Annotated in this window: 35 protein-coding genes; 22 read left to right on the top strand and 13 right to left on the bottom strand. The window is 56.0% G+C overall.

Annotated features, from left to right (window positions below; genetic code table 11):
* Positions 1-44: 44 nt before the first annotated feature.
* The 7 genes from GQ39_RS07450 to GQ39_RS07425 all read right to left on the bottom strand — a co-directional run bounded on the left by GQ39_RS07450 (position 45) and on the right by GQ39_RS07425 (position 3708).
* Positions 45-434 (bottom strand): hypothetical protein, encoded by a 390-nt coding sequence (locus GQ39_RS07450; RefSeq protein ID WP_047528611.1) that lies wholly within the window; start codon positions 432-434, stop codon positions 45-47.
* Positions 431-601 carry a hypothetical protein gene (locus GQ39_RS32840; RefSeq protein WP_161793924.1) on the bottom strand — a complete coding sequence of 57 codons (171 nt, stop codon included), beginning with the start codon at positions 599-601 and terminating at the stop codon, positions 431-433. Before GQ39_RS32840 ends, GQ39_RS07450 begins: the two co-directional genes overlap by 4 nt.
* Positions 598-837, bottom strand: a complete 240-nt coding sequence (locus GQ39_RS07445; RefSeq protein WP_047528610.1) for a hypothetical protein — start codon at positions 835-837, stop codon at positions 598-600. Before GQ39_RS07445 ends, GQ39_RS32840 begins: the two co-directional genes overlap by 4 nt.
* A complete protein-coding gene (locus tag GQ39_RS07440) occupies positions 830-1489 on the bottom strand; it encodes a replication protein P (protein WP_047528609.1) in 660 nt (219 codons plus the stop codon). The genes GQ39_RS07445 and GQ39_RS07440 overlap by 8 nt, the downstream gene beginning before the upstream one ends.
* Positions 1489-2277: a DnaT-like ssDNA-binding domain-containing protein gene (locus GQ39_RS07435; protein ID WP_177329321.1), complete on the bottom strand. Its 789-nt coding sequence runs from the start codon at positions 2275-2277 to the stop codon at positions 1489-1491. The genes GQ39_RS07440 and GQ39_RS07435 overlap by 1 nt, the downstream gene beginning before the upstream one ends.
* Positions 2274-3035, bottom strand: coding sequence for a phage antirepressor KilAC domain-containing protein (locus GQ39_RS07430; protein WP_052193494.1), 762 nt, complete (start codon positions 3033-3035; stop codon positions 2274-2276). Before GQ39_RS07430 ends, GQ39_RS07435 begins: the two co-directional genes overlap by 4 nt.
* Positions 3036-3105: 70 nt before the next feature.
* Positions 3106-3708 (bottom strand): hypothetical protein, encoded by a 603-nt coding sequence (locus tag GQ39_RS07425; RefSeq protein ID WP_047528608.1) that lies wholly within the window; start codon positions 3706-3708, stop codon positions 3106-3108.
* A 606-nt stretch (positions 3709-4314) separates the two neighbouring features.
* Here GQ39_RS07425 and GQ39_RS30925 point away from each other — a divergent pair.
* From GQ39_RS30925 to GQ39_RS07400, 3 genes are read left to right on the top strand one after another with little or no spacing between them, the layout of a single operon-like run.
* Complete coding sequence (locus GQ39_RS30925) at positions 4315-4761, top strand: hypothetical protein (RefSeq protein ID WP_052193493.1); 447 nt, start codon at positions 4315-4317, stop codon at positions 4759-4761.
* Positions 4739-5587 (top strand): HipA family kinase, encoded by an 849-nt coding sequence (locus GQ39_RS07405; RefSeq protein ID WP_047528606.1) that lies wholly within the window; start codon positions 4739-4741, stop codon positions 5585-5587. The genes GQ39_RS30925 and GQ39_RS07405 overlap by 23 nt, the downstream gene beginning before the upstream one ends.
* 38 nt (positions 5588-5625) lie before the next feature.
* Positions 5626-6450: a hypothetical protein gene (locus GQ39_RS07400; protein ID WP_047528605.1), complete on the top strand. Its 825-nt coding sequence runs from the start codon at positions 5626-5628 to the stop codon at positions 6448-6450.
* A gap of 695 nt (positions 6451-7145) precedes the next feature.
* On the opposite strand, the gene GQ39_RS07395 is transcribed toward GQ39_RS07400, so the two are convergent.
* Positions 7146-7514, bottom strand: coding sequence for a hypothetical protein (locus GQ39_RS07395; protein WP_047528604.1), 369 nt, complete (start codon positions 7512-7514; stop codon positions 7146-7148).
* Positions 7515-7862: 348 nt separating this feature from the next.
* Here GQ39_RS07395 and GQ39_RS07390 point away from each other — a divergent pair, with 348 nt between their 5' ends.
* Entirely contained in the window at positions 7863-8219 is a 357-nt protein-coding gene (locus GQ39_RS07390; RefSeq protein WP_047528603.1) for a hypothetical protein, read from the top strand.
* A 65-nt stretch (positions 8220-8284) separates the two neighbouring features.
* Here the strand turns inward: GQ39_RS07390 and GQ39_RS07385 are convergent, their stop codons facing one another.
* Positions 8285-8602 carry a hypothetical protein gene (locus tag GQ39_RS07385; protein ID WP_047528602.1) on the bottom strand — a complete coding sequence of 106 codons (318 nt, stop codon included), beginning with the start codon at positions 8600-8602 and terminating at the stop codon, positions 8285-8287.
* A 410-nt stretch (positions 8603-9012) separates the two neighbouring features.
* On the opposite strand from GQ39_RS07385, the gene GQ39_RS32835 reads away from it, so the two are divergent.
* From GQ39_RS32835 to GQ39_RS07335, 11 genes are all read left to right on the top strand, one after another.
* The gene (locus tag GQ39_RS32835; protein ID WP_161793923.1) at positions 9013-9159 is read left to right on the top strand and encodes a hypothetical protein; all 147 of its coding nucleotides are present in this window, start codon (positions 9013-9015) and stop codon (positions 9157-9159) included.
* Positions 9160-9703: 544 nt separating this feature from the next.
* Positions 9704-10003 (top strand): hypothetical protein, encoded by a 300-nt coding sequence (locus GQ39_RS07380; RefSeq protein WP_047528601.1) that lies wholly within the window; start codon positions 9704-9706, stop codon positions 10001-10003.
* A 22-nt stretch (positions 10004-10025) separates the two neighbouring features.
* Complete coding sequence (locus GQ39_RS07375) at positions 10026-10313, top strand: hypothetical protein (RefSeq protein ID WP_047528600.1); 288 nt, start codon at positions 10026-10028, stop codon at positions 10311-10313.
* Positions 10310-10543, top strand: coding sequence for a hypothetical protein (locus tag GQ39_RS07370; RefSeq protein ID WP_047528599.1), 234 nt, complete (start codon positions 10310-10312; stop codon positions 10541-10543). The genes GQ39_RS07375 and GQ39_RS07370 overlap by 4 nt, the downstream gene beginning before the upstream one ends.
* Positions 10540-10710 carry a hypothetical protein gene (locus tag GQ39_RS32980; protein ID WP_177329320.1) on the top strand — a complete coding sequence of 57 codons (171 nt, stop codon included), beginning with the start codon at positions 10540-10542 and terminating at the stop codon, positions 10708-10710. Before GQ39_RS07370 ends, GQ39_RS32980 begins: the two co-directional genes overlap by 4 nt.
* 396 nt (positions 10711-11106) lie before the next feature.
* Positions 11107-12306 carry a hypothetical protein gene (locus GQ39_RS07360; protein ID WP_047528596.1) on the top strand — a complete coding sequence of 400 codons (1200 nt, stop codon included), beginning with the start codon at positions 11107-11109 and terminating at the stop codon, positions 12304-12306.
* Positions 12307-12313: 7 nt separating this feature from the next.
* Positions 12314-13225, top strand: a complete 912-nt coding sequence (locus GQ39_RS07355) for a hypothetical protein (protein WP_047528595.1) — start codon at positions 12314-12316, stop codon at positions 13223-13225.
* Entirely contained in the window at positions 13222-13866 is a 645-nt protein-coding gene (locus GQ39_RS07350; RefSeq protein ID WP_047528594.1) for a lambda exonuclease family protein, read from the top strand. Before GQ39_RS07355 ends, GQ39_RS07350 begins: the two co-directional genes overlap by 4 nt.
* Positions 13863-14105, top strand: a complete 243-nt coding sequence (locus GQ39_RS07345) for a hypothetical protein (RefSeq protein ID WP_047528593.1) — start codon at positions 13863-13865, stop codon at positions 14103-14105. The genes GQ39_RS07350 and GQ39_RS07345 overlap by 4 nt, the downstream gene beginning before the upstream one ends.
* Positions 14102-14563 carry a hypothetical protein gene (locus GQ39_RS07340; protein WP_047528592.1) on the top strand — a complete coding sequence of 154 codons (462 nt, stop codon included), beginning with the start codon at positions 14102-14104 and terminating at the stop codon, positions 14561-14563. Before GQ39_RS07345 ends, GQ39_RS07340 begins: the two co-directional genes overlap by 4 nt.
* 75 nt (positions 14564-14638) lie before the next feature.
* The gene (locus tag GQ39_RS07335; RefSeq protein WP_047528590.1) at positions 14639-14998 is read left to right on the top strand and encodes a hypothetical protein; all 360 of its coding nucleotides are present in this window, start codon (positions 14639-14641) and stop codon (positions 14996-14998) included.
* On the opposite strand, the gene GQ39_RS32245 is transcribed toward GQ39_RS07335, so the two are convergent.
* Positions 14999-15760 (bottom strand): hypothetical protein, encoded by a 762-nt coding sequence (locus GQ39_RS32245; protein WP_152613969.1) that lies wholly within the window; start codon positions 15758-15760, stop codon positions 14999-15001.
* 359 nt (positions 15761-16119) lie between these two features.
* Positions 16120-16344: a hypothetical protein gene (locus GQ39_RS07325; RefSeq protein ID WP_047528587.1), complete on the bottom strand. Its 225-nt coding sequence runs from the start codon at positions 16342-16344 to the stop codon at positions 16120-16122.
* Between the two features lie 389 nt (positions 16345-16733).
* Between GQ39_RS07325 and GQ39_RS32240 the strand changes: the two genes are divergently transcribed.
* Positions 16734-16988, top strand: a complete 255-nt coding sequence (locus GQ39_RS32240) for a hypothetical protein (RefSeq protein ID WP_152613968.1) — start codon at positions 16734-16736, stop codon at positions 16986-16988.
* 180 nt (positions 16989-17168) lie between these two features.
* Here GQ39_RS32240 and GQ39_RS07315 read toward each other — a convergent pair whose 3' ends face one another.
* Positions 17169-17390: a hypothetical protein gene (locus GQ39_RS07315; protein ID WP_047528583.1), complete on the bottom strand. Its 222-nt coding sequence runs from the start codon at positions 17388-17390 to the stop codon at positions 17169-17171.
* A 96-nt stretch (positions 17391-17486) separates the two neighbouring features.
* Here GQ39_RS07315 and GQ39_RS07310 point away from each other — a divergent pair, with 96 nt between their 5' ends.
* A complete protein-coding gene (locus GQ39_RS07310; protein WP_052193491.1) occupies positions 17487-19400 on the top strand; it encodes a DNA cytosine methyltransferase in 1914 nt (637 codons plus the stop codon).
* 24 nt (positions 19401-19424) lie between these two features.
* Here the strand turns inward: GQ39_RS07310 and GQ39_RS07305 are convergent, their stop codons facing one another.
* Entirely contained in the window at positions 19425-19709 is a 285-nt protein-coding gene (locus tag GQ39_RS07305; RefSeq protein WP_047528581.1) for a hypothetical protein, read from the bottom strand.
* 92 nt (positions 19710-19801) lie between these two features.
* Here GQ39_RS07305 and GQ39_RS07300 point away from each other — a divergent pair, with 92 nt between their 5' ends.
* The 5 genes from GQ39_RS07300 to GQ39_RS07280 all read left to right on the top strand — a co-directional run bounded on the left by GQ39_RS07300 (position 19802) and on the right by GQ39_RS07280 (position 25115).
* Complete coding sequence (locus tag GQ39_RS07300; RefSeq protein WP_047528579.1) at positions 19802-20584, top strand: hypothetical protein; 783 nt, start codon at positions 19802-19804, stop codon at positions 20582-20584.
* A 118-nt stretch (positions 20585-20702) separates the two neighbouring features.
* Positions 20703-21281: a hypothetical protein gene (locus GQ39_RS07295; protein ID WP_152613967.1), complete on the top strand. Its 579-nt coding sequence runs from the start codon at positions 20703-20705 to the stop codon at positions 21279-21281.
* A 128-nt stretch (positions 21282-21409) separates the two neighbouring features.
* The gene (locus GQ39_RS32830) at positions 21410-21562 is read left to right on the top strand and encodes a hypothetical protein (RefSeq protein ID WP_161793922.1); all 153 of its coding nucleotides are present in this window, start codon (positions 21410-21412) and stop codon (positions 21560-21562) included.
* A gap of 751 nt (positions 21563-22313) precedes the next feature.
* On the top strand, positions 22314-23516 hold the full coding sequence (locus GQ39_RS07285; protein WP_047528574.1) for a tyrosine-type recombinase/integrase: 1203 nt from the start codon (positions 22314-22316) through the stop codon (positions 23514-23516).
* Positions 23517-23528: 12 nt separating this feature from the next.
* Positions 23529-25115, top strand: coding sequence for an ABC-F family ATPase (locus GQ39_RS07280; RefSeq protein WP_047528572.1), 1587 nt, complete (start codon positions 23529-23531; stop codon positions 25113-25115).
* The last annotated feature ends 30 nt before the right edge of the window (positions 25116-25145 follow it).

Here is a 25145-nt window from a genome sequence, read left to right as displayed (position 1 = left end):
ACTCTTCGCTGGCTTCCAGAATACGAACCACTGCAAAAGTGACTTCATGACTGCTCTCCCTTGCCCATGGCGGCGTCGATGACCGCGATGGCCGCCTGGCGCCGCGGATGTCTGAAGGAGACTTCATTGTTTTCATCAAGAAGCCCACGAACCTCTGCTTCGTGCATGATGAATTCACGGGCTTCCAGCACAGCCTTGCGCAGCGCATCGTTCTCGGCCTTGAGCTGGTCGCGCTCGGCCTCAAGCGCATCATGCCGATCACCGATCTTGTTCCGTTCTTCTCTCGCCTCTTGGCGTGACTCGGTTAGAAATTCAATCTCGGCGATCAGGGCCATGACACCATCAGCAAGAGCTTTGTGGTTTTCATCGCCGCAGAATCGGCGATCAGATATCACCCGATCTGCCAGCCGCTTCAGTTCGCTGTAATCAGTCATGCCTCACCCCGCACGCACTGAGTTTTGATCGTGGTGAGAACGCCCGCGAGCGTCTTGATTTGCGCTGCGGCTAACTCGCAAATCTCCAAGCTTTGCATGGGTGTCGAAGTCATGGCGGGGCCTGTACCGGAGATGTAACGGGCAATCAGGAAAAATGGGGCAGTCATGGCTTCACCTTCAGGCCGGCGGCTTCGATGGCCTCGACAACATCGGGGGCGTAGTACATGTAGCCTGGCTGTTCGGTCGGCAGCTTAATCACCAGCGTTTCGCGAGAGGCTTTCCATGCATCAAACAGACGTGTAACGAGATACTTCTCCAGCGGAATCCACCCATTGCAGGCGCGACGACTTTCATAGATCGCGTACCACGCCTCAAAATCTTCACGCATCTTGTCGTTACCCATGCACATGCCCTCCCCGGTTCTTGCGTAGGTCTGCCAGCGCCTGATTGCCGATCGCAGCAGTGACACGACCATTGACCCGCTCTGGCAATGCCAGCGGGATGTTCCGCAGGCGCTCACCGGCCAGCATCATTCGGATGGTGATGTCGTAGTTACGGTCGAACAGCTTTCGGCTGACCTCAGCCTTCATCGTGTTCAGCGCGTGGAATCCGCATTGGCTTGCAGCGTGATACACGGCCTGGTGCGACCACTCCCGGCTGCCGGCCATGCTCGGGTGAGCATTGGCGACGGACTCGGCAAAGGCGGCCTCATGGGATGGAATGCCGAGGGCTTCCGGGGTTGGCTGGCACATCTGGATGAACTTGCCCACCGACGGCGCGAAGTCGCTTCCAAGCTTGCGACAGTTCTGCAGGCCGAAGCGGATCTGCTCAATCTGCTTGATGCCCTCGGCCATGAACGCCTTGACCCATGTGCGCTTGGCAGTCATCAGCGCCTCATCGGTTGGCCATGCCTGGCGCCACGCTGGGAAGATCGCCTGCAACTCCTTGAACAGCGAGTTCACGACGTCGGCGGTACCGGTGTCGATCTTGAGCGGCGCTGTCTCCACGGCAGGCAGGTTGCCCAGGGTCTGCATGAGCTGATTTGGGTTCTTCATCACAGATCCCCCAAGTCATCAGCCCAGGTCTTGTCGTCGAAGTCCGGGCCGTTGACCTGGCGCTTCATCGGGAACTGGCGAACGTTGGAGGCGGCGGCCGTGGCGTTGTCACGCTTGATCCACTTCACCAGCAGGCTCACCCATGCCTTCTGTGTTTCGGCCCGGCCGCTTGCCGTGTAATGGCAGACGAAGGCGCCGATGGCCTCGGTGGTGAACAGGGCGACAGGCAGGGCCATACGCAGCGCGTAGTTTTTCAGCAGGTTCTCGTCGGGCACCCAGTCAAGGGTCATCTCGGTCGGCAGGTTCGGATCGACGAATTCAGGCTCGCTCGCGCTAGGAGTGTTGTGTTGATCTTCTCCTATTCCCTTCCCTTCCCTTCCGGGGTCTACCGGTCGACGACCAGTCGACGACTCCTCTGCGAATGCTCGACGACCACTCTCCGACTCGTCGTCGACTTCTAGGGGAAACTTCGGGTGTTTGAAGTTCTTTTTCTCGATTCTCTGGTGTTTCCAGCCACTGACGTGGATGTAGTGTTTGCCCTCAGCCTGGTAGCTCACAGTCAGGTTGGCGCCTTCAAGCTCACCCAGTAGTTCACTGACTTCTTCGACAGTAATGTCGTCCCCGGGGAAGACGAGAGCTTTGATGGTTCTTGGAGACAGCGGGTGGTTGCCGCCGTCATCGCAGAAATTCCATAGACCGATGAAAAGCAGGCGAGCCAATGGGCGGCAGGACATGACCTGCTCACTGGACCAGAACTCGGGTTTGACAGTGCGGATGCGGGCCATCATTCGACCTCCTGGAGTTTGTACTGAGCCCACAGACCGGCAACCCAGTTGACGCCCTTGGGGGTGAATTTGGATTGATTGAAGGCGTGTCCGCTGTCACTGGTGCCGGCTTTGACTTCAAAGCGCCCTGCATCGATGTGAGGCTGATAGGCCTGCCACTCACCACCCATGCGGTACATGATTTTTTTGTCGATCAAGAATTCTCGGAACCGCGACTCGTTGGCCTTGAGCAGCTTGGCTGTTTGACGGAAGCCCTTAAGCCCAGTGGACGCGACGTAGTTGTCGACGAAGGCGATCTTCGGTGCGGCCTCGATGAGGGCTAGACTGGCTTGCTGCTGTAGTTCGAATTGCTCGGCCCAGGCGCGAGCTGCAGCTGCTGGATTTGAAAAGTCCGGGAGAGTTGCGAGAACGCGCGGGCCCTCCAGGTCCTTCAGTTTTTGCAAGACCGTGCGGCGAACAGCCTTCGACTCACGCATACCGACAAGCATGCATTGATCAAGGGTCAGGTCGTAGCTGGCCATATCCACGCGGCTCTGGGGGTGTGCAATTGTTTTGCACTCCCCCAGTTCGTCGCCTAGTTCGTCTTGCACTCGGATAATGAACTGGTCGTTTCTAACCTTGGGCTCGCCAGCTTGAGCGCGTGCGACGTTAACCATGTCCCGCAGTTCGATACTGGAAATAGTCCGCGACACGTTTTCAGAATTAACAAAACGTGTCGCGACATCGGTCGGGGTATTGCCGGTGGTGAATTGTGTGTGCATACTCGGCTCCACTTGTTTTACCGCTGTTGAAAAAGCCGACCTCGTACGTCGGCTTTTTTGTGTCTGGGATTTAGTGAATCTTCGAGGCGACAAGAGCGGCTCGATCAGCCATTGCGACGGCATGCGCGGCCAGGGAGCGGCAGAAGGATTCGAACGACTCGGCGTAAACCCGGTCCTTCTGGTCAAACACGCCGTCCGCGAAAACCTTCCCGCCCAATCCGGCTACATGGCCAAAGCTGGTCGAGATACCGGCGAAAACCTGCAAGGCGTCGTCGATCCCTGAGCCGATCTGTCTGACGGCAAGGAGGCCGTAACGGCTCGACAGCTCAATCAGTGCGCGGTCACGCCAAGGCTGATCAAGGGCAGCGACCCAAGACTCTTCAATCCACGAAGGAATTTCGACGCGGTCGCCGCTGTCATCGAGCCAGCGCTCAACACGCTTGCTCCATGCTTTATAGGCGCGGCCGTAAGCCTGCATGTCTGCGGTCTTGGTCATCGCTTGGAGATCTGGAAAGCCCTTCTCTTTGCAGCGTTCTGGCGCACGATCAAACAGCTGGTGGTTGAGCTGCTCGGCAAAGCCGTCTTGGCTCATGCTGGTCCTGGCGATCATGTCGCGCGCAATAGCGACCAAGACCGCATCGCGTGTTTCGTGTCGCAAGTTCGACGTTTCCATGAGGCTCTCTCGTTCGTATTCTGGGTTCATGCCAAATCGCCACTAACGATCAAGGACGCATCCATGACCGACTCTTCCGAACTACAAGGCGAGGTAGCCGCCCTTTGCTGCTTGGTGGTCGCCTTGGCTTCCACCCTTCCCTTGTCGTCTCAACTCAGGCTTTGGCCTGCGTTTGAGAGGGTTGCCAGTCCTTTACGGAATCGGCTTGGTCGTGAAGAGCTGCGAGGGTTTGAGCGGGCGACTGCATCACTCAGTTCGCAGCGGGTTGTGGGTTAGGCGGCAGAAAGCTCGGGCCAGATTTGGCGCCAATCTTCGGGGCGCAGGTCGCGCCTAGTAACTGCGCCAGATGTGGCCTGTTCGGTGCGAGCGGCAATTTCGGCAGACGCGGTTTTGTGTCCGTAAGCAATCAGTCGAAGGTAGGCCCGAGTCGTACCGGTTCCCTCAACCTGCTCATCAGTTGCTGTTTTGAGCCATGCAAGCAGGCTTAGATTTTTGCTCCGCATAGGGAACCTCCTTCTAGACGCCAAGATTATTACCCGCAGGTAATCATGAAGGCAATACCTATAGGGAATTTACCTTTTGGTAACAGAGCACGATGATCCGCAAATGGATATTTCAGAAATTCGCCAAGCAAACCTGCAGCACTTGATGGACGAGCGTTTTGAGGGCGCAAAGGTCCGGATCGCTGATGCTCTTGGCAAAAGCCCAAGCTATATCGCACGCTGCCTGTCGAAGACAATTGCGCCGGAAAACCGCAAAAAGATTGGTGAAGATTTCGCCAGGCATATCGAGGAGGCTCTAGGTCTGCCTAGGTATGCGATGGATGAGCCGCTGAGCTCAAGTCCGGCGGATATGCCAGCGCCTACATCCGACAGTCACCTTGATGGCGAGAATATGAAAGTCCTACAGAGTCTGAAAGGAATAGCCACTCCAAGAAGTCTCGACGCGCTTAGGCGCATTGAAAAAGCCGCTTTAGGTGGACGACTCAAAGAAGCGGACTTGGTATTACTCGAAGGGATTGCAGCCAGATTTGAACAGCTCAGCAAAGAGTAGCCTCGAGCCTATTGGCGAGGCAGATGTCACCACCATCCTTGGTCGCGTTAGCGAAGGGAATGATGGCGAAACATACAAGGCCGAACTCCTTGATATGGAAGGCAAAACGGTTACCGGCTATGTGAAGCTGAGCCTGGACCCAAGGAAGATTATTGCCGAGCTGACGGCCGCCCAAGTCGGGCGCGCCCTGGGCATGAAAATTCCTAGGCCCTTCATAGTGATCCTCGACACTGCAGAGATTCCGGAGGAATTTGAATCAAGCTACCAGGGCAAGGGGCTGATGGTTTGCTTCGCCAGCCAACAGGCCGGCAGTCGTAGTTACAGCCTAGAGCGGGCATTGAAAAATCCATCCCTCGCGTTCGTAAAAGCTGTGGAGAAACAGTTCGACCTCGATGGTACGATCGCCCTCGACGAGCTAATCGCTAACGACGATCGCAACATGGGAAACATCATCTATTCACCCGGACGGCAGGAGTTCTGGCTGATAGACCATGGTCGCGCACTGACCGGAACGTACTGGGATTTGTGGGGGCTAGACAATCCCTCTATTGAGGTTCGGAACCTGCTCGTTGATGGAAAGGTCAATGACTGGGATGAGTCCGTGCGAAACCGAATTCTCGAGAAAGCCCACCTTGTCGTTAACAAATGTGCAACTCTTTGCCTTGATGACCTAGACAAAGACGGACATTTCGCCAAAATTGACCCAGCCACGGACCGGCAGGAGATCATTGATTTCTTGCGTGAACGAATCAAACACACGGTGCCTTTATTATGCAATCGCCTACAGTTGGGGCATCTGTCTTTGACGCCGCAGGGGCTTTCCTAAGCTCGCGAAATAAGCGTCAGCTCGTTGGTGCGCGGTGGATGGCCGTGCACCTGGAGCCAATCAGTTTCTCTGGTGAGAGGATTACATCTGGTGTGGCAATCGTGCCAGATGACGGGTCTGCCCCAAGGGTAATTAGTACGCTTTCTTCAGAGCCGCTCGAAAAGGTCTTTGGCCGCTATGGAAAACATCTCCTGCACTTGGCGGGTAGCGTCAACGCTGAGCTGCAAGCTTACCTCAGTACGGGCGGTAGTCTTCAGGGGTGGCAGCCTGACATGAGCGGTGTTTTCACAGGGAAGGTTACCAGGACGAAAAACACTTCAATCGAAGCGATCATCAAGTCTGCCTTGATTCACTGCTCACTTTTCAGCGCCAAGGCAAACGACTCATCAAATGGTGAGGTCGCGGATCGGTCCCTTAGCAGGTTTCAGGAGACAATTCGCCAAATCGTTTTGGCGTCGCGAGAGGGTATGAAGGTTCGTTTCAACCCAAAGATGGATCTCTATGGCGGTCGAGCCAGGGTTCCGATTTCTTATGTTGGCACTCACCTGGCTATAAATCTGACGTCCCTGGATATGACCGTTTCATCCAACTCACAGCAACGTGACGCGGCGCATCGAAAGATCAATCAACTTCTTGCTTTACGAGATGTAAGCATCGGTCACTCAAAAGATAAGCTGGTTTTGGGTCTGTGGACGCCAGATCGAAAACTGACTCACCAGCAAGAGGACACGTTCATGGCCTATACGACTGAGCTTGAGTTTGCCGCTGGCAAGATGGGCGTCGATTACATCCTTGCCGACGGCAGCATCGGGCAATCAGAGGCAGCAATGCCATTTGCCAAAATGATTTTGGCAGACGCATAACTATCTGATTAATAGTAGATTTTAAAAAAACCCGCTCCTGAGCGGGTTTTTTATCGGCCAAAACATTACCTATAGGTATTGACGAATAATGTTACCCACAGGTAATGTTCACCCATCGCAGCGATACACAGCCACTGCGAAGGGCCGAGAGGCCTCGGGCAACCGGAACGCTCTTTAACAACCTGATGGACGCCGAGCTGGCCGATGCATAGCCAGCGGACGTACCGCGCAACGGTACGCAGCGATTCGACCTCATGTCGGCGCTGGGCATAGGAGACCTCATTCGGAGGGCGTAGCTGGGGAAGCTACGTGGTGATCAGTACAGCGGCTTGGCCCTAACGGGCGCCTGGAAAGTCACGGACGGGAAAGCGACCGTTGACCTATGCAAGGAGTAGAGACTGCCGGTCCGCCAAGTGTGGACCGGATGCTCTCCAGAAAGTCTTGGAAAGGGCTTTGCGGAAAGCATCACTTTCGACGGTTAGATCCCGGAGCTCCGCCTTGGACCGGCCTTCTAGGTGTACGAAAACCAGATATTGAATGCAGTTCCTCGCGTTTGATGCGCTGCTCCATAGCATGTATTTCAAGAACTAAGCCTGCCCCCTTGCCGGGAGGCATTTCAGCCAGGCTCCGCTGCATCTTTTGAAGCACACGCCTAAGACGATCAATCAGCTGAGCGTGAGATTCCGATCTTTTGCTCATTTGCGCTTTCCCAAACCTGGAGCGCCACCTTGCATGATTCGAACCGACGAAAATTCGACGGGCCTTCTTGGGTGTATTCCCAAATCGATGAACTTTGAGAGTTCCATGCAGTGGCCACACTGCACGGGAATGAAGTAAAGCTCAGGGTCAGGATTTGTCAGCTTGCCGCAATCTTTACACGCTGCTTTTGCTGGCAGCTGCTGAGCTGCCTTAGGGGCTGCTGGTTTCTTTTTTGCAGCCTTCCGACGGGCTGCACGCTCGGCTTTGCGCTGAAGTTTTTCCGCCTTAGCGGCCTCCTGTTTTTCAGCCACGTCCAGCTGAGCAAACGCCTTTTTCAGCTCATACGTAAGCAAATCGAAATCCATCGAAATTCCTCCCTTGGAGACCGAATAGTAGCACCTGTCCATTTCAGCTCTGGAACTGAACCACGCCCGGATCTGGTTACCGGGCCAGATCGACCTGCCGAAGTTTCTGGATTCAGTGGCAATCGATCTGCGCTGTTAGGACTCCCTGCCGGAGCCAAGATGAGGTGCTTCACCGGCACAGTGCGACGCAGTGACACCAATGCCTTCCAGGGTGGCGAGTAACCCTGTACCGAAAAGCCAGAAGAGTTACCGCGCGAGAGGCCAGTCGCTGAGCGCGATGAGTACGAGCGGAAATTTTCACTGATGCACCTGGTGACGGGTGCATTGGGAAAACAACCGGAGATTGGAATGAAAGACATCACGCGAGAAGACTTCCTCTCGGCCGAGATATCGAACTTCGAAGAGATGCTGAAGAAAAGCATCCAGCTTAAGGAGCAGGTCGACCAAACAGTTGAGAGCCTTGCAGCGTCTTACAGCAACGTCATCGGCTCCAAGGCAATTTTCGAAGAAATCAAGAAAGAGAATATCGAAGAACTTCGAGTTTTCAGGCAGGCCGTTACTCGCGAGACCGCGGAGATCACCCAGGCTATCAAGCAGCTGAAATCAAATCTTGATGCAAAAAGCCTCTCCGAACTCAGGGAGTACGTTGCCCTCTGTGAGCGATTGAAGACACTCCAAGACGCCGGATTCAAATTCCCGGTCTGAAAAAAGTGCCACACCAACCGGCGAGGAGCTGACCCAGCGTTTGGTTGCTGGGCCAGCGGGCAACATTAAAGCAATACAGTGGAAAGCATTCCTAGGGCACCTAGCACGAATCCGATTAGTGCGCCTCGTCCTGGTGTCTCATGAAACAGAGCCCAGACCACCAAGGGTTCAAGAAGCAACAAAGAAGTCACTGAAACCACGGTGACGATCCAGATATCACCGACAGCAACGTACCCTAACCAATAAGCGCCCAACAGACAAAATCCCGCAAAACACATGAGCGCAACAGGAAGTACGAACCCTTCCCATGAACCACTTTCTGTTTGGGCAAGCTTAGCGGTCGCCACCTCACTGTAGATTGCACAAAACTCGCCAATCACCATCAACCCTAGAGCAGAAACTCCGAGTAGTTCTTTGGACATATCAAAAACTCCTTCGTATTAAGCGCAATATTTTTCAGCTCCCAGCTAGCGGTGCCGCTGCCCAAGAGCTTGTCGCTGTTATACGAAGCAGCCTTGAATAGGCCTGAATTACCGAAGTGCTTTTCCATGCTCATGTCCTTCAAAGGGTGTGAGTCTCAACGCCAAATTAGGGCGCTAGTTCAGATCATACGGCCCCAGAACCATTCTGAACAACCAGCGCAACGACAGCCTGTCGTTAACTGCCCGATCCTCTCTATGACAGCGCATCGGGGTGTGATCTGAATGAAAACGCTGTGGCTGAGTGCACAAATAGTCGGTGCGGCGCCGGTAGCCGCAAACAGAAGCCAGCAGTAGTCACAGATCACACCCCGATGCGGAAGCCAACCCAGCAGACGCTGGACACCTGCATCACCTCTCGCGCAAGGCTAATGCGCACGGACAGCAAGACGGCGGTTAAAGCCCGCGCCGGAGACGTCACCGGCAAGCAGGTGAATGCGCAGGCTGATGCGCAAGTGTAAGACCTGATGGTAGGCGGGAATGGTTGGATGAAACATTGTTGAGTAAGCGCCCAAGTGTCCAGCGCCAAGGCCAATAAACAGGAACTGAAGCCTTCGCCCCGGTGAAACTCCGGTGTCAACTAGGTTCCTGATAGTCATGCCGGAATCAGCTCCGGCCATCTGCAAAACCAACTGCCGAGGATTTCTCGGTAGTTCAACTCAACACGGAGGATTTGCACCCATGTACCAGTAACCGCTCCACCCGCGTGGCGCAGCAAGCCTGAAGTCTGCGCCCAACACTCATACAGGCAGCGGACAGCAGGGCCGACGATGTGACCGCGCATCAACCGGAGTTCCGGTAGGCCCAACCGAAATGACGACGATGTACCGCAGGCGAGTCCGAGGGCATAGCTGGCCAGACTCGACGCATCCCGGGCAGCTCCGGGCGCCTGCATCCCTCCCCCAAATCAAAACCGCATCGGCAGACGCCAGGCCAGTCTCACGGCTGGGTTTGGTCACCCGTGCCTGGCATCTGGCCAATGCGGTTTTCACTGAGGCATTCGCAATGGATTACATGGCAAGCCAAATGGACCGCCAGATCGAAGGCGCTCAACTCGCTTACGACGATGCGATGACAGCGGGTCAGGCTGCAGCATTTCCTTCCGCGCCAGATCATCGGTCCGGGCGCGAGTATGGCGTCACCGTCCGTGATTACTTCGCAGCAAAAGCAATGCAGGCACTGATCTCTACCGCCGCTGCGCCGTGCCTTTTCGGCCTTGACGATGCCGAGCATCACACGGCCAAAGCCGCTTACAAGATGGCGGACGCGATGCTCGCCTCCCGCGCCTTCTTGCACACCGCCTAACCCCGCCACTCTGGAGGCGACCATGAATTACGAAGTGATTGTTGAAGGCTTTGTCCTCCAGGTGGAGGTAACCTACTGCGAGAACACGCCACCCTGCCCGAGCAGCTGGGACAGCGACTGGGATGCGCAGGGCTCCCGGGAACTGGAGTTCAAGTTGGTATCAGGCATCTGCTACGACGAAGACGGCGCCCGAATGGATGTCGAACGGCACCTGCTGCCTCTACTGGCCAAGCAGTACGGACCGCAGATCGAAACCGCCCTGTGGATTGAGATCGACGCGAACCAACGCCGGCGGAGGTGGGCAGCATGAGCCAGCAACAGCAAGACCATCAGACAGCCGTCAAATGGATCGAGGGTGAAATCAACGACATGATCCGCGACCTCGGCAAGCCGAACGCCAGCGCTGCAGCGACTTCAGCCATCACCCTCGCCTTCCTGCTCCACGCAATCAGTGAGGAGGAGCATCGCTGTTACCGGGCGCGCATTGATCAGATCTACGCCGACTACAACGCATCGATCAAGCAAGAGGTAGCAGCATGACCACACCACCAATCAAAACCCTGATCGACGAGCAGCTCGACGAGATCGAACGCAGCCTAGCGGTCATCGGCGCAGGCCTTCCCCGCGAATTGCCGGTGTCCGCGCTGCCGCCAAAGCTTGTTGAAGCTGTTAAGGCTGGGCGAATCGCCGTGAGGGCAAGGTCATGACCATGATTTGCGGTAATTGCGGCCAGTTCGGAATCCGGTGGATGGGGCCGTATGGCAACTTGACCCACACCGAATGCCCGCATTGCGGCGGCAAGAATTGTCAGCGCGAAGAACAGCCGGAAGATCGCGAGCCAGAGATCGCCGCATGCAGCTGCGGCGCCCAAGGCGAGGTGAATTACGACGACGGCTCGGATCGCCGGTTCTACTGCTACAGCAGCTTACCGGCGTGCTCGCCATGACCGCCTACCAACGCGCCAAGCGCTTTTGGTTCTGGCGCGGCTCTGCCATCACCCTTCTGTTTTTCGCTGCCTGGATGCTGGCAAGCGCTTACTCCGGCCAGATCACTCAGTAACCCCACACTTTCAAACGCTGCGTGCATCGCGGCAAGGATTCCTTATGTCCGCAGAACAGCAACTGGCCATTCTGCCAGCCAAAGAAGTAGCCCTGGCAGTATTCAGCGCACCTAACGGTCTCGACCCGTACCTGCAAAGCGTTCGGGAAGAAATCGACAAGTTCAACGCCTCGGCGCCCGACGTGAAAACCAAGAAGGGCCAGGCCGCGTACCGATCGATTGCATACGACCTCGCCACATCGAAAACAAAGCTCGACGCTATGGGCAAAGAACTCGTCGCCGAACTGAAGGATGTGCCGAAGAAGATCGACGCCGAGCGCAAGCGTGTTCGCGAGTTGCTTGGAGCATGGCAAGAGGAAGTCAGGAGGCCGCTGACTGAATGGGAAGCGGCTGAGGCTAACAAGAAACGAGAGATAGAAGCCTGGGTTGGCGAGCTTCGTCTTGACCCGCAAATCATCAGCACCGCCGATTCCGAATACCTGAAAATCAGCATCGGAGCCTTTGAGGGCATCGTGATCGACGGCGATTGGCTGGGCGAGCACGAAGCTGAGGCGCTTCGATTGAAAGCTGACACATTGGCCATGCTGCGGACTGCACTTGAAAAGCGTACCAAGTACGAAGCCGAGCAAGCCGAACTTGTCCGGCTGCGCGCTGAGGCTGAAGCACAGGCCCAGCGTGATCGGGAAGCTCAGATCGCCCGAGAGGCAGAAGAGCGAGCTCGACGCGAAGCCGAGCAGCGCGCCCAGGCGGAGCGTGATGCAGCAGCCAAGCGTGAAGCTGAGGCAAAGGCTGCCGCAGATCGCCGGGAACTGGAGCTGAAATTTGCCGCCGAGCAGGCGGAAAGAGCCGCTGCCCAGGCTGCGCGGGAAAAGATCGAATCAGAACAGCGCGCAGCTCAACAGAAAGCTGATGACGAGCTGCGCCACCAGCAAGCCATCGCCCAAGCCGAAGCGGATCGAATCGCCGCCGAGCAGCGCGCCGAACAAGAGCGCATTAACTCGGAAGCGCGCCAGGCTGAAGCCGCAGAGCGAGCCCGTCTCGCTGAGGTCGCCCGCCAGAACGCAGCAGCTGACGAGATTCTGCGCCAAGCAGCAGCCCGCGAGGTCGACAAGGCTCACAAGATGAAGATCAACCGTGCTGCGTTGGACGCCTTCGTCGCTGGCGGGATGACAGAGGAATGCGCCAAGCAGGCTGTCGTCCTCATCGCTCAGCGCAAGATCCCTGCCATCACCATTCAATACTGAGGCCGCCATGAACGAGATCATACAGATGCCAGCACGGGAGGCCTCGGGCCTCACCGCGGCGGAAACACACCGCTTCTCGGCGGTCGAGATTCGCCAGCGAGTGAACCTGGTGCAAGAAGTGATGCAAGGCATCATGAAGCGCGAAACCCACTACGGCACCATCCCCGGCACTCAAAAGCCAACCCTCTACAAGCCTGGCGCCGAAGTGCTTTGCGTGACCTTCAGGGTTGCCCAGGAATACAAGATCGAAGACCTGTCTGTGCAAGGCGTGGCTCGCTACCGGGTCACATGCGTGGGTCGCCATCAGATCTCCGGCGTAGCCCTCGGCGAAGGCGTTGGCGAGTGCTCATCCAGCGAAGAGAAATACAAATGGCGAGGCGTGATCTGCAAGGCAGAGCTCGACGCCACCCCGGAAAACCTGCGCCGGAAAAAGTACTACAAGAACGGCAACACCGCCGACCAGATCCGCACCGAGCCGGCAGACCTGGCGAACACCATCCTCAAGATGGCATGCAAGCGCGCCATGATAGCCATGACGCTCAACGTCACCGCAGCCTCGGACATTTTCACGCAAGACATTGAAGACCTGCCGGAAGAGTTGCGGCCGCAGGAGTCGACGCAGTCGGGAAACCAAAAGCCCACCCCGGCACCGCACGACCCAGCGCTGGCTGAGCATTGGATTGCCCAGGCAAATGCAGCAGCCACACCGGAAGCCCTGACAGAGGTTTGGAAGGCAGGCGTATCGGCCATCAACGAAGTCAAAGACATGACCTCTTACGAGGCATTCAAGGTGGCTGTTGGAGCTCGCGGTGTAGCACTGAAGTCCGCCGAAACGAAACCTGAGCCAGTGGCTGACGCCGAAACAGTTGGCGATGCAGGCACAGACGAAGAAGTCGAATTTGAGGAGGTGTCAGCATGATTATCGTAAATTGCGCCCAGGGCTCAGAGGCTTGGCACCAGGAGCGGGCCGGCGTTATCACCGCCAGCATGTTCGGCGACGCCCGAGCTCGCCTGAAGTCAGGCCCAAACAAGGGCGAGCCTACTGCCAAGGCTTTGGATTACGCATTCCGCCTTGCCGTTGAGCGGATCGGTGGCAAGCCGCTGGATAACGGCTTTGAAACCTGGCAAATGCGCCGGGGGCACGAACTGGAACCTGAGGCGAGGATGGAGCACGAAATCCAGACTGGCCTGATGGTTACTCAGGTGGGGCTGGTCAAGACCGATGATGGTGTGTTCGGAGCCAGTGCCGACGGCTTCATCGGCGAAGATGGCGGCGCAGAATACAAGTGCTTCCTCGCGCCGGAAAAGCTCCGCTCGTTCCACATCGACAACGATGCCAGCGAAATCATGGACCAAGTCCAAGGCTGTATGTGGATCACCGGGCGCAAATGGTGGCACATCGGGATGTACTGCCCGGACCTGAGGGTGGTTGGTCGCCAGCTCTGGTGGAAAGAGTTCAAGCGCGATGACGACTACATCGAAAAGCTCGAAGAAGACCTCTGGCAGTTCAAGCTTCTGGTGGACGGGTATGAGGCGAAGCTGCGGAGTAAGGCTGCATGATCAGCAACCACCTCAGTCTGGTCGAGCAACAACGGCAGAACGCCGAGTCGATATCAGACCGTGTCGCCCAGTACCTGGCAGCTGGCGGGCAAATCGCTCAACTGAAAAGCCCGCCGCGCAATCCGCTGCCACCGCCCCGCTCCACAAAAATTGATCCTGAAACGGTGCTGAAGCGCAAACCCCGGAGGCTGAACCTGGCCGAGCGTCAGACACTGCGCAAAATGGCGGATTCACTATGAGCAAACGTAAGCCGTGCAATCGAAAACTCCAGATTGAGCGCAGCATGCGAGCCCTACTCGGCACCAATCATGCCTCAGTCATCAATATCGACCCGAGCGGCCTCCAGATCATGATCCACTGGAAAAACGGAAAACAGATACTGTCGAAGCAGGTTGCCGACGCTCTTTGCGATATCCCGCACCGCTGGACGATCTACATCGCGGGGATCTGTGTTCGCCACGACGGCGCCCAATACATCAAGGCAATCGACATCAGGCCGGCGGGTGTCCATTTCGTCGAAAGGCTCTCGGATGTCATTGAGCACTTCTACAACGAGGTGAAAGACGACTGCAATCCGAACCATCTTGTCGGCATGGGCTGGCTTGCCGTCCCCGGTGTCGTGCCTATCACCGAAGCACAACTGTCCGCGCTATTCGCCTCAGTCGGTGCTTGGCATCAGGCGAAGGTAGCAGCGTGAGACGATTTCGAGTTCAACAACGCAAACGACAAACCTGGCTGGCATTGCCGGCCAGTGGGATAGAAGAGGTAAGTCATGGCCGAGGTACAGCAGCAGGAGCCGACGGCGGAAGCCATAAAGCAGCGCAAGAAGCGCGAGAAAGCGGCAGCCAGGGACGCCGCATTGGGCGTCGAGAAGTTTACGGTTGAAGTCGCTGGTGTGTTCAAGCCTGACGTCAAGCGAGTGATGCAGGAGCAAGGCATCAACAATCAGCAGGACATACACCAGCGGCTGCTGAGAACGCTGATCGCTGCGGACCATAAGACAGCGGCCTGGATGCTTCGAAATGTCACGACACCTTATGAGATTTCAGAAAAGGCGTCGCAAGCATTTCATGAGCAGAGCATGGCCGAGCTGGCGCGCGATCCAGGTGACGAGACAGAGCCGGTAAATTGATCAAGGAGCAACAGGGGCAGATTCAGGTTTGCGCTGAGTTTCTACTACCTCATTTATTTTGTGTGGAGCGGTGAATTTTTCACTTTGCGAGTAAGAAACAACGGCATGAATACCAATTACTAACAAAATGAATAGCATCACCACACATACCCAAACCGACCATTTTTGAGTCTTTCTATAAGCAGGCTCTCCAAGCTTTACCGTTTCCCACTCATTCTTGAGTAGATGTCTGGCAGCGCCTGATATTTCATCAGCCGCAGCATGTACCTGCTCACGCATCACCAAAACCTTTTCGATATCCTTCTCTGCCCGCATCTCTTTCAGTTTAAGAATGCAATGTTCAACCTTGTTTTCTACGATTGCAAAGTCTTTGTCAAAAGGCTTGAAGTGCAGCTTTACCGTTGCATAAGAGTGATATATATCCTGCGTCAGTATCCTAGATGCATCCAGACTTTCCTTCCAAGCCCCACGCATAAAGCTTTCATTATCGGCTTTGAACGCTTTTGCTTCGTCAGACTCAGGTTTGGAGGTTCCAAGTTTTTCAAAACTTTTAAATCGACGACAAGTATCAGTTGTAACGCTTGCTTGAGAGTTGATTTTAGCGATTAAATCTGCCAGTGCTTTACGCGCAGAGTCTGTCCAAGACTGGCGAAACTCCGTTGTTTTGCTTTCTTTTTCATTTACTAGTTTTACGATACTCAAGGCCGCAGTAACAAAGCCCGCAAGCGCTGTCAAGAACGCTGTCAGTAGAATTTTATCCATTTCTAACCAATCCCATCAATGCATCAAATGTTAATTGAAGCATCAGACACCAAAAAAAATCAAATTGCCACCACCGATCACGGAGGGCAGCGCCTGCCTGGAGATAACCTTGACCCCACAATTCGAAAGCCCAAACGGGCTATGGCGGCGCCTTGGTTACACCGTTGAGCATGGGCAGCGCGGATTACGGAAGATTCGCCGCCCAGACGGTTCTGCGGTGAGCATCGATAGCGAGCGCGGACGCCACACTGGAGAGATTGAGGCGGCGCGGCAGGAGCTGGCGTGCCTGCCGCACGGCGAAAGCGCGCATCAGGCGGTGCAGCTCGACCTCACCTATTGCGCTGAGCGAAATCTATCACTCAGACATCCTTTGGAATCATAGGGAACGGGCGATAGGAGGCGATTCTAGCGTTCAAAAATTCAGCAACCAATTCTGCCTCCTCCATGGTCGCGCCTTCTCTCAGATCGAAAAAGGGCGGATCAACCGGAAGCCCTGGAATGTCGTCTTGAAACTCCATAATCAGAAAGGGTAGCCCGTCGACGGTCTCCTTGACCGTAAAGGCGACTCTGGTTTTGTAGCTCATCGCGACCTCCTTTATTCGGCGTTATACCTAACCATCAACCAATACCTCACTTCAACGAATCACGCCAGCCACCAAGAGCGGCGACTGACTCACTTGCTGCGCTTTAGTCTTGCTTAACCCCTGTATACCAAACGCCTGTCTGCCAAATTTTCCAACTCACGATGTTGATCTTGTGACAGTGCTCACACTGTATCTCGAACCGTTGCCTGTCATTATCGGGAACGAAGTCCATCGTTAAACCGCAATATGCGCAATCCGACATTCCCAACTCCTTGTTTTCGCTATCAATCATAAAACACGCCTCAAACTGACGTTTTAAGCGTAGCCCGAATTCGCACTTTATTGAATCACGCCAGCCGGCGAGGCCGGCGTCTGCCTGGAGATAACCCATGCAAGCAATCATCTATGCGGGCCTGCGTAACGGCGCCCGTGATCAGCAGATCCACGATGCGCTTATCTACAAGCACGTTTCCGAGGTCGCGGAGGAGTTCAGGCTCTCGCCAAACACCATTCGAGCAGCCGCCAAGCGAATTGAAAAGGCTGTTTTGTTTGATTTGAAACTTCTAGGGGGGGGGGCAACCAATGCCGATTGGCAAGGTTGCGGCGGACTGCTTCCGCAAGGCGGCCCTCGGCGCGTACCGTAGCTATCACGGCACCTTCCGTAACCTTGAGTTGCCCTGCTGGGTTATTACCGACGGCACCCAGAAAATCGAGGTGACCGAACTTCGCAAGATCGATACTGGCGAAGTATCGCTGTGACCCGCTCTCACCTACTCCTCCGAACACCAACCAGAAGGCGCGGGAAGTCGTCCGACACCATTTGGTCAGCCAGCTATAGAGATGTGTGTTCTGGTTCCGTATGGAGGACGCATTGATGTAACCACAGAAACCTCGTACTTCCTGACTGGTTCGCCTAAAGCATTGAGCTCTTCGTAATAGTGCACTTCGGTATCTTGCTCGCTATCCGGTCCCAACCATTCAAAGTCATTGCGGACTAGCTTATGGCCCTCTGGAATTCCAATTATTTTTTTATGCTTGTCAATCATTGAGCCCTCCTCGGCCCTATTCCGTATCTCATCTTAACCAATACCCCGCCTCTACGAATAACTCCACCGCCCGGGCATGACCCGGAAGGATCCTCTATGTCTGCACACCAGAAATCACCCCCGTTAATCCATGGCCAGCAAAGCATGGGCCTGCCCTTCCAAAAAGAACTGGTGGTGGACCTGTTCGCCGGTGGCGGTGGCGCCAGCACCGGCATTGCCCGGGCCTACCGGGAGCCAGATGTGGCGGTCAACCACAACCCGATCGCCCTTGCCGTGCACCGGGCCAACCACCCGCATACAGCGCACTACGTCGCTGACGTGTTCGAAGTTGATCCGGTTCTTGCTACCGGTGGACAGCCGGTTGGCATCCTCTGGGCATCACCTGACTGCCGCCATCACAGCAAGGCCAAGGGTGGTGCACCACGCGATCGCGGTGTACGCGGATTGGCCTGGGTAGTCGTGCGCTGGGCTCATGCAACTCGGCCGCGCCTCATGTTCCTGGAGAATGTCGAAGAGTTCTGCGATTGGGGTCCGATCGACGAAGACGGCCAACCGATCAAGGCCGAGCGCGGCAGGACCTTCAAGGCATTCATTGCTGCACTCAGCGCCGGCCTCGCCGCCGATCACCCGGACATGCCGGAGATTCTGCAAGCAATTGGCGATTTTGTGCCTAAGGAAGTGCTGGTGCGCGGCCTCGGGTACAACGTCGAATGGCGCGAGCGCATTGCCGCCAACGCCAATGCCCCAACCATTCGCAAACGTCTGTACCTGGTGGCACGCAGTGACGGAAAGCCAATTGTCTGGCCAGCACCAACACGCCACAAAGTGCCTACGGCAAAGCAGCAACCTTGGCGTACCGCGGCCGAGTGTATCGACTGGAGCAATCTCGGCCGCACGATCTTCCGTGATAAGCCGATGGCCGTGAACACCATGCGCCGCGTGGCCAAGGGCTGTTGGCGACACGTACTGACCAGCGCGAAACCATTCATTGTTCCAATGCGCGGCACATCTGAAGCGCATACCAGCACCCACGGCATCGACGAGGCGTTATCGACCATCAGCGCCGGCGGCACACACCACGCTTTGGTGCAGCCGGTGGCAGCACCGTTCCTCACCGAGTGCGCAAACGGGTCCTCGCAGCGCAACTTCAGCGCGGTTGAGCCGCTGCGCACGCAGGTCGCACAGGTGAAGGGTGGGCACTTCGCGATGGCTGCCTGTCACCTTACCCATCTGACCCACCACGGCGACCGGAGCGGGTACTCGCTTGATGAGCCGGCCCGCACCGTCACTGGCGCCAACCGAGGTGAGCAAGCACTCGTCGCAGCCAACATGGTGACATTGCGGAAAGGCTCCGTCGGCGCCGATGTTGCCGGACCGCTCGGCGTCGTCGCCACCAGCACCGGGCATCACGCGGTATCCGCAGCATTCTTCGAGCAGGCAAACGGCGGGTTCTACGACGGAGACGGCCGCGCCGCCGACTCGCCGCTGTCGACCATCTGTCAATCCGGCGCCAATCAGCGCCTGATCAACGCCTACCTGGTGAAGTACTACGGCAACGAGAAAGACGGGATCTCGCTTACAGAGCCGATGCACACGCTGCCCACCAAGGACCGGGTTGCACTGGTGGAGGTCGTGCAAGTGCCTAATACGCTGACCCCTGAGCAAATGGAAGGCGCCCGCCGCTGCGCCGCGTTCATGCATGAGCATCTGCCGGAGCACTTCAAAGACCCGGCCGAGATGGTCATGGTCGGCGGCTACGTGCTGGTGGATATCACTTTGCGCATGCTGCAACCGCCAGAGCTGAAGGCGGCCCAGGGCTTCGACAAGGACTACATCATCGATCGGGGATTGTTCGTCGACCCGGTGACCGGCGCTGAAGAATGGCGCGACATCAACAAGACCGACCAGGTGCGGTTGATCGGCAACAGCGTCTGTCCGGACGAAGCCGAGGCACTGGTCGCCGCCAACGCTGCCGAGATTATCGAGCTATACCAGCGGCTCGCCGCCTGACCTGTCGTCACACATTGCGCCTAGCTACTCAGCACGCATCCGGCGAGCAATCTCGCGCATAGGCTTTGTCGCGCAATTTTGGCCCTTGGTGGCTTTCTTGATGATCGAGCCAGCGGCCTCTTCCGATATCCCAGCCTCAAGTAGTCCTGGATGCATCTCTTTCAGCTTGCTAGGCCCAACATTTTTACCGTTCTTGAAACGGATAAAGCGATCGTCTACGCCATCAATGTGTCTCGCCCAATCAGGATCTTCCATTAGTTCTCTGGCGATCCTGAATGCCTTCTCGATGAACTCTTCCGTGCTGAGCATTTGCTTTTCCTTCGGATAGTGGATTGCGGCCAGCCTGTATCAACGCAGCTCTTAATTCAACCGCCCGGGCATGCCCCGGCATAGGACGCCCCATGCCCACAGAAAACAAACCGGCGAGCATGTTCATCGTGCTGAGCCTGAAGCACACCCATCGCCGCCATAAGGCAATCACGCTCTGGCGAGCAGACGACAGTGGCTACTGCTGGAAGCTTTCCAGCGCCGGCGTTTATGAAGAAGCGCGGGTGCTGGAGCATCTGGGCTACTACAACAGCGGCTGCTCGAACGTTGCAGTGCGTGCGGATCTGGTGGAACGGCTCTCCTGTGAAGTTGAGTACGACACCAAGGAGTTTGGGATTTGTCTGCCAAACAATGCCGACACCTGGGCGAAATTACTGGCCTGCGTGATCCGCCCCACCGATTACGAGCCGAAACCGGAGTACCGCGGCTCCCGCTATTCGGAAAACAGCATGTGGATGAAGCGTAAACGCTGCGATCAGGTCAATCAGGCGATCCGGATCATCGCAGGCCATGGCCGCCGGTTTTTCTACAGCGAGACAGTTAATCGCTACGCCAGCATGGAAGTCGACGCACGCGGCAAGGTCTGGTTCATCGACGATTACACGGGGAAGCGCATCTTCACGCATGAAACGGTATGGGGTGGCCGGTGGCGAGGCTTCAGCCACGGCGGAACGCTGCGCAGCCTGATCGAAGCCTTCCGGGATTACATTTGCACCGGCAATCCGCTGAACCCCGGCTATCTAGGGCCTGAGCGGTTCAATGACAGCAACATCTGGGGCTATGACGAAGCGGGCATGAAGGCTGTGCGCGAGCAGGCCGAAGCGCTACCCATTTTTATGACGCCCTCGGCCCACTGAATTACTGACGCAACTACTTGACTACCCGCTGCCACCCAGCGGTCATATACGCAGCGCTGGCGATGTACCCTGGTTGAGCTAACATCAACGGATGACGATTTGTTCAGAGTATAAGTCTTTGAATCCTATAGAAGACCCAACCCTTTGGCAAAAACTACTTACAGCGCTCGCCCCTGATGGATGGGCAAATGTCATCGCAATTTTCGCGTTCTGCGTGTCTTGCCTTTCCGCGTGGTTTGCTTGGAGATCGGCATTATCAGCCAAGAAGGCAAACTTAATCGCGATTCACGAATATCAACTTAACCTGTACGACGCATTCAATGACGCATATGACCACATTAGAAAAAACGGCACAAATTCTAACCACGAAGAACTGAAAAAGCTCTCCCACCCCGTAAAGACTTCCGGCTTATATGTAACGAAACGCCTATCAAAAAGGTTAGCCTTATTTTATCTTGAATGTGAAAAATTGCAGACCCTTAAAAACGAAATCAACCGGGCAAATTCACTATGCAATGAATGCGACAGAAGAATTGCGGACCAAGCCTACATTAGCACCGAAGAAAACGAAGAATATAATGCTGCTTTTAAACTCCTACCCCAGCTCAGACAAATGCATGAAAGCGCAATACCTTCATTGATCTATATGGCCGACTCGATACATAAAGAATTTATAAAAGAACTCCGCGTTACATAAAATATTGCTCCTTTCCGCTCGAACCTTACCGAAAGCTTTTTTTAAACTCACTACAAGTCAGCCGCTATAGCGGCAAGGACAGGTATTGCCCAATGAAAAGAACAGTCGTACTGACCGGAAAAGCGGTCGTGAATTTTCGAAAGGTAATTGAAGACATGGATGACGACGAGGTCGCGGAACTGGTGGACAGCGATGATTTGCGCGGGGCGCAGATCGATGACGATGACCTACTCGATATCGAGTGGATTCATGACGATGTCGACATCAAGGTGACGCCATGATCGCCCCCCACCTGGTTCGCCTACGTGTACTGCTACAAGGGGCAGCAGTGAATAAAACCGCCCCATCAGCCACCGAATGAACCGGACAGGAATTCGGCAACTGATGAGACGTAAGCTTAAACAATAGCTCACTTGATCAGCTTGTCATGGGCGAAGTAATGGCGATGAGGGTTCGCCCCGCCAGCCACTTCAGGGGAGAAAGCGTGTACGCAACTGGCGAGGCGAACCAATAGACCTTAGCTCGCCTGCTCAGCCTACCTTTCACCCTTCATCCGATTTCACAATCCATCTACAAGTCTGCCGGTGAGCGGCGGGCAAGGAATTCGTATGTCTGAACGAATCGCATGTTCGCAATACGACGAGCGCCAATTGAGATGTCAAAGCGGCTTCCCACGCATCCATCCGACTTGCTGGGGTGGGCCTTCTGGCTGTCACGCATGCCGCACCCAGACCAGCGTCCCGATGTGCATGCAAGAAGATCTACCGCCCCACCTCCTGCGCGATAACGGCCTGCCATTGGGATGGCCAGCACAATAACCACCTTCTGCCGCCACGCGCGGCATGGAGCACTCATGATTTATGAAGCCTTGCAGCCTCAAGACCCGGACAAGGTGACTGAAAAACAAATGGCCACTCGCCTTGGCACCACCGTAAAAGCCCTGCAAAGCCGCCGAAGTCGAAAGCAGATCCCGGAGGGGGTCTGGAATAAGTTCGGTCACCAAATAATGTACAGCATCAGGAGATACGACGAATGGCTCGAAAGCCTATGGGTTTGCCCGCCGGGCTGGAAATCAGGGGCGACGCTATCCGCATCCGTTTTAGTTGGGACGGTAAGCGTCGATCAGAAACCCTCACGCTTCCCACCACGAAATCGGGGATCAAAGCTGCCACCAGTCTTAGAGATCAAGTAGTCAGCCTGATCAAACATGGACTTCTCGACGAGGCGAAATATGCGGAATTGTTCCCTGGGTCTGTACTGACCGGGGGCAAAGAGGTTTTGTTTGGGGAGTATGCGCAGGCGTGGTTGCGCGGGAGGGAAATCGAGGAAGGCACATATCTCAACTACAAGAGCGTGCTGAACCTCTACTGGATGCCGCACCTTGCACTCACTCGACTGAGCGCGATCAGCACCATGACGTTGCGCAATATTGTAGGAGAGATCGAATGGTCGTCACCTGGTGTAAAGCGCAACGCCATCGTGCGACTGAGCACTATCCTGGATGATGCGGTACGCGAGGAGCTCATCGGGAAGAACCCGGCAGAGCTATTGGACGCGCCGAAGCGTAATAAGGGAGAGCCCGACCCGCTCACTTTGGATGAGGCAAACAAGATCATCGCAGAGCTTTACAGCACAACACATTGGCCGAGCACCATTTACGCCGCCTTTTTTGAATTCGCTTTTTTTACCGGCATGCGACCGCAGGAGATTATTGCGCTGCGCTGGGATGCCGTGGACAAAGTGAAGCGCCAAGTGCACGTCTGTCGAGCCATTGCCCAAGGCGTGATCAAGGAACGCACCAAGACCAAGAAAAACCGGTACGTCTTGCTCAACGATCGAGCGCTGCATGCCCTGGAGTTCGCAGAGAAGTACGCAGAGCGCCGGAAGGCCGGCAGCGGATCAATCAAGGATTTCCCCTACGTCTTCCCTCCTTCCAAAATCAGCCAGCACATCAAACAGACCTCTGATCTGCACAAACAGTGGGGACCAGCACTCGAAAGGCTCAAGGTTCGTTATCGGCCGCCGTACAACTGCCGTCATACTTATGCGACAATATGCATAATGTCTGGCATGAATCCCGCCTTTATTGCCCAACAGCTTGGACACAGCGTCCAGATGCTGCTCTCGACCTATGCCCGCTGGCTGAACTCTAGTGGCGACTGGGGCGAGATGGAAAAGCTCTTGAATGCCCCAGGAATGGCCCAAGCGCCAAATGTGCGGCTCGCAACCCTTTGATAGGTAAAGTAATTGATCTCCACAGCTAACATCACCATGCAGTTCGGCGCCAAGCCGTTGTTCGAAAACGTTTCGGTCAAATTCAACGGCGGCAATCGTTATGGCTTGATCGGCGCCAACGGTTGCGGCAAGTCGACCTTCATGAAGATTCTCGGCGGTGACCTCGAGCCATCCGGCGGCCAGGTCATGCTGGAGCCGAACGTACGCCTGGGTAAATTGCGCCAGGACCAGTTCGCCTACGAAGAATTCACCGTGATCGACACCGTGATCATGGGTCATGAAGAGTTGTGGAAGGTCAAGGCCGAGCGCGATCGCATCTACTCGCTGCCGGAAATGAGCGAAGAAGACGGCATGGCCGTGGCCGAGCTGGAAACCGAATTCGCTGAAATGGACGGTTACACCGCCGAATCCCGCGCCGGTGAGCTGCTGCTGGGCCTGGGGATTCCCCTGGAACAGCATTTCGGCCCGATGACCGAAGTCGCTCCAGGCTGGAAGCTGCGGGTATTGCTCGCCCAGGCCCTGTTCTCCAACCCGGAAGTGCTGTTGCTCGACGAACCGACCAACCACTTGGACATCAACACCATTCGCTGGCTGGAAACCATTCTCACGGCGCGTAACAGCACCATGATCATCATTTCCCACGACCGTCACTTCCTCAACAGCGTCTGCACCCACATGGCTGACCTGGACTACGGTGAGCTGCGCCTGTTCCCGGGCAACTACGACGAGTACATGACTGCCGCGACTCAATCGCGCGAACAATTGCTGTCGGACAACGCCAAGAAGAAAGCCCAGATCGCCGAACTGCAAACGTTCGTCAGTCGCTTCTCGGCCAACGCCTCGAAAGCCAAACAGGCCACTTCCCGCGCCAAGCAGATCGACAAGATCCAGCTGGCCGAGGTCAAGCCGTCGAGCCGCGTGAGCCCGTTCATCCGCTTCGAACAGACCAAGAAGCTGCACCGTCAGGCCGTGACCATCGAGCAGATGTCCAAGGGCTTCGACGGCAAGACCCTGTTCAAGAACTTCAGCTTCACCGTAGAAGCCGGCGAGCGCGTTGCGATCATCGGGCCGAACGGTATCGGCAAGACCACCCTGCTGCGCACCTTGATGGGCGAGCTGACCCCGGACGCCGGTTCCGTGAAGTGGACCGAAAGCGCGGAGCTGGGCTACTACGCCCAGGACCACGCCCACGATTTCGAAGACGACGTCAGCCTGTTCGACTGGATGGGCCAGTGGACGCAAGGTGAGCAGATCATTCGCGGCACGCTGGGCCGCATGCTGTTCTCCAACGATGAGATCCTCAAGTCGGTCAAGGTGATCTCCGGTGGTGAACAAGGTCGCATGCTGTTCGGCAAGCTGATCCTGCAAAAGCCGAACGTGCTGGTGATGGACGAACCGACCAACCACCTGGACATGGAATCCATCGAAGCACTGAACCTGGCGCTGGAGAACTACCCGGGCACGCTGATCTTCGTCAGCCACGACCGTGAGTTCGTGTCCTCCCTGGCCACCCGCATCATCGAGCTGAGCCCGAATGGCGTGACCGACTTCAGCGGCACCTATGACGACTATCTGCGTAGCCAGGGCGTGGTGCTCTAAAGGCAGCTACCAGCCTTTAGCTGCAAGCTT

This window comes from Pseudomonas sp. 11/12A (assembly GCF_000800055.1).
GTDB lineage: Bacteria > Pseudomonadota > Gammaproteobacteria > Pseudomonadales > Pseudomonadaceae > Aquipseudomonas > Aquipseudomonas mohnii.
This window is presented reverse-complemented; position numbering and strand designations above follow the sequence as displayed.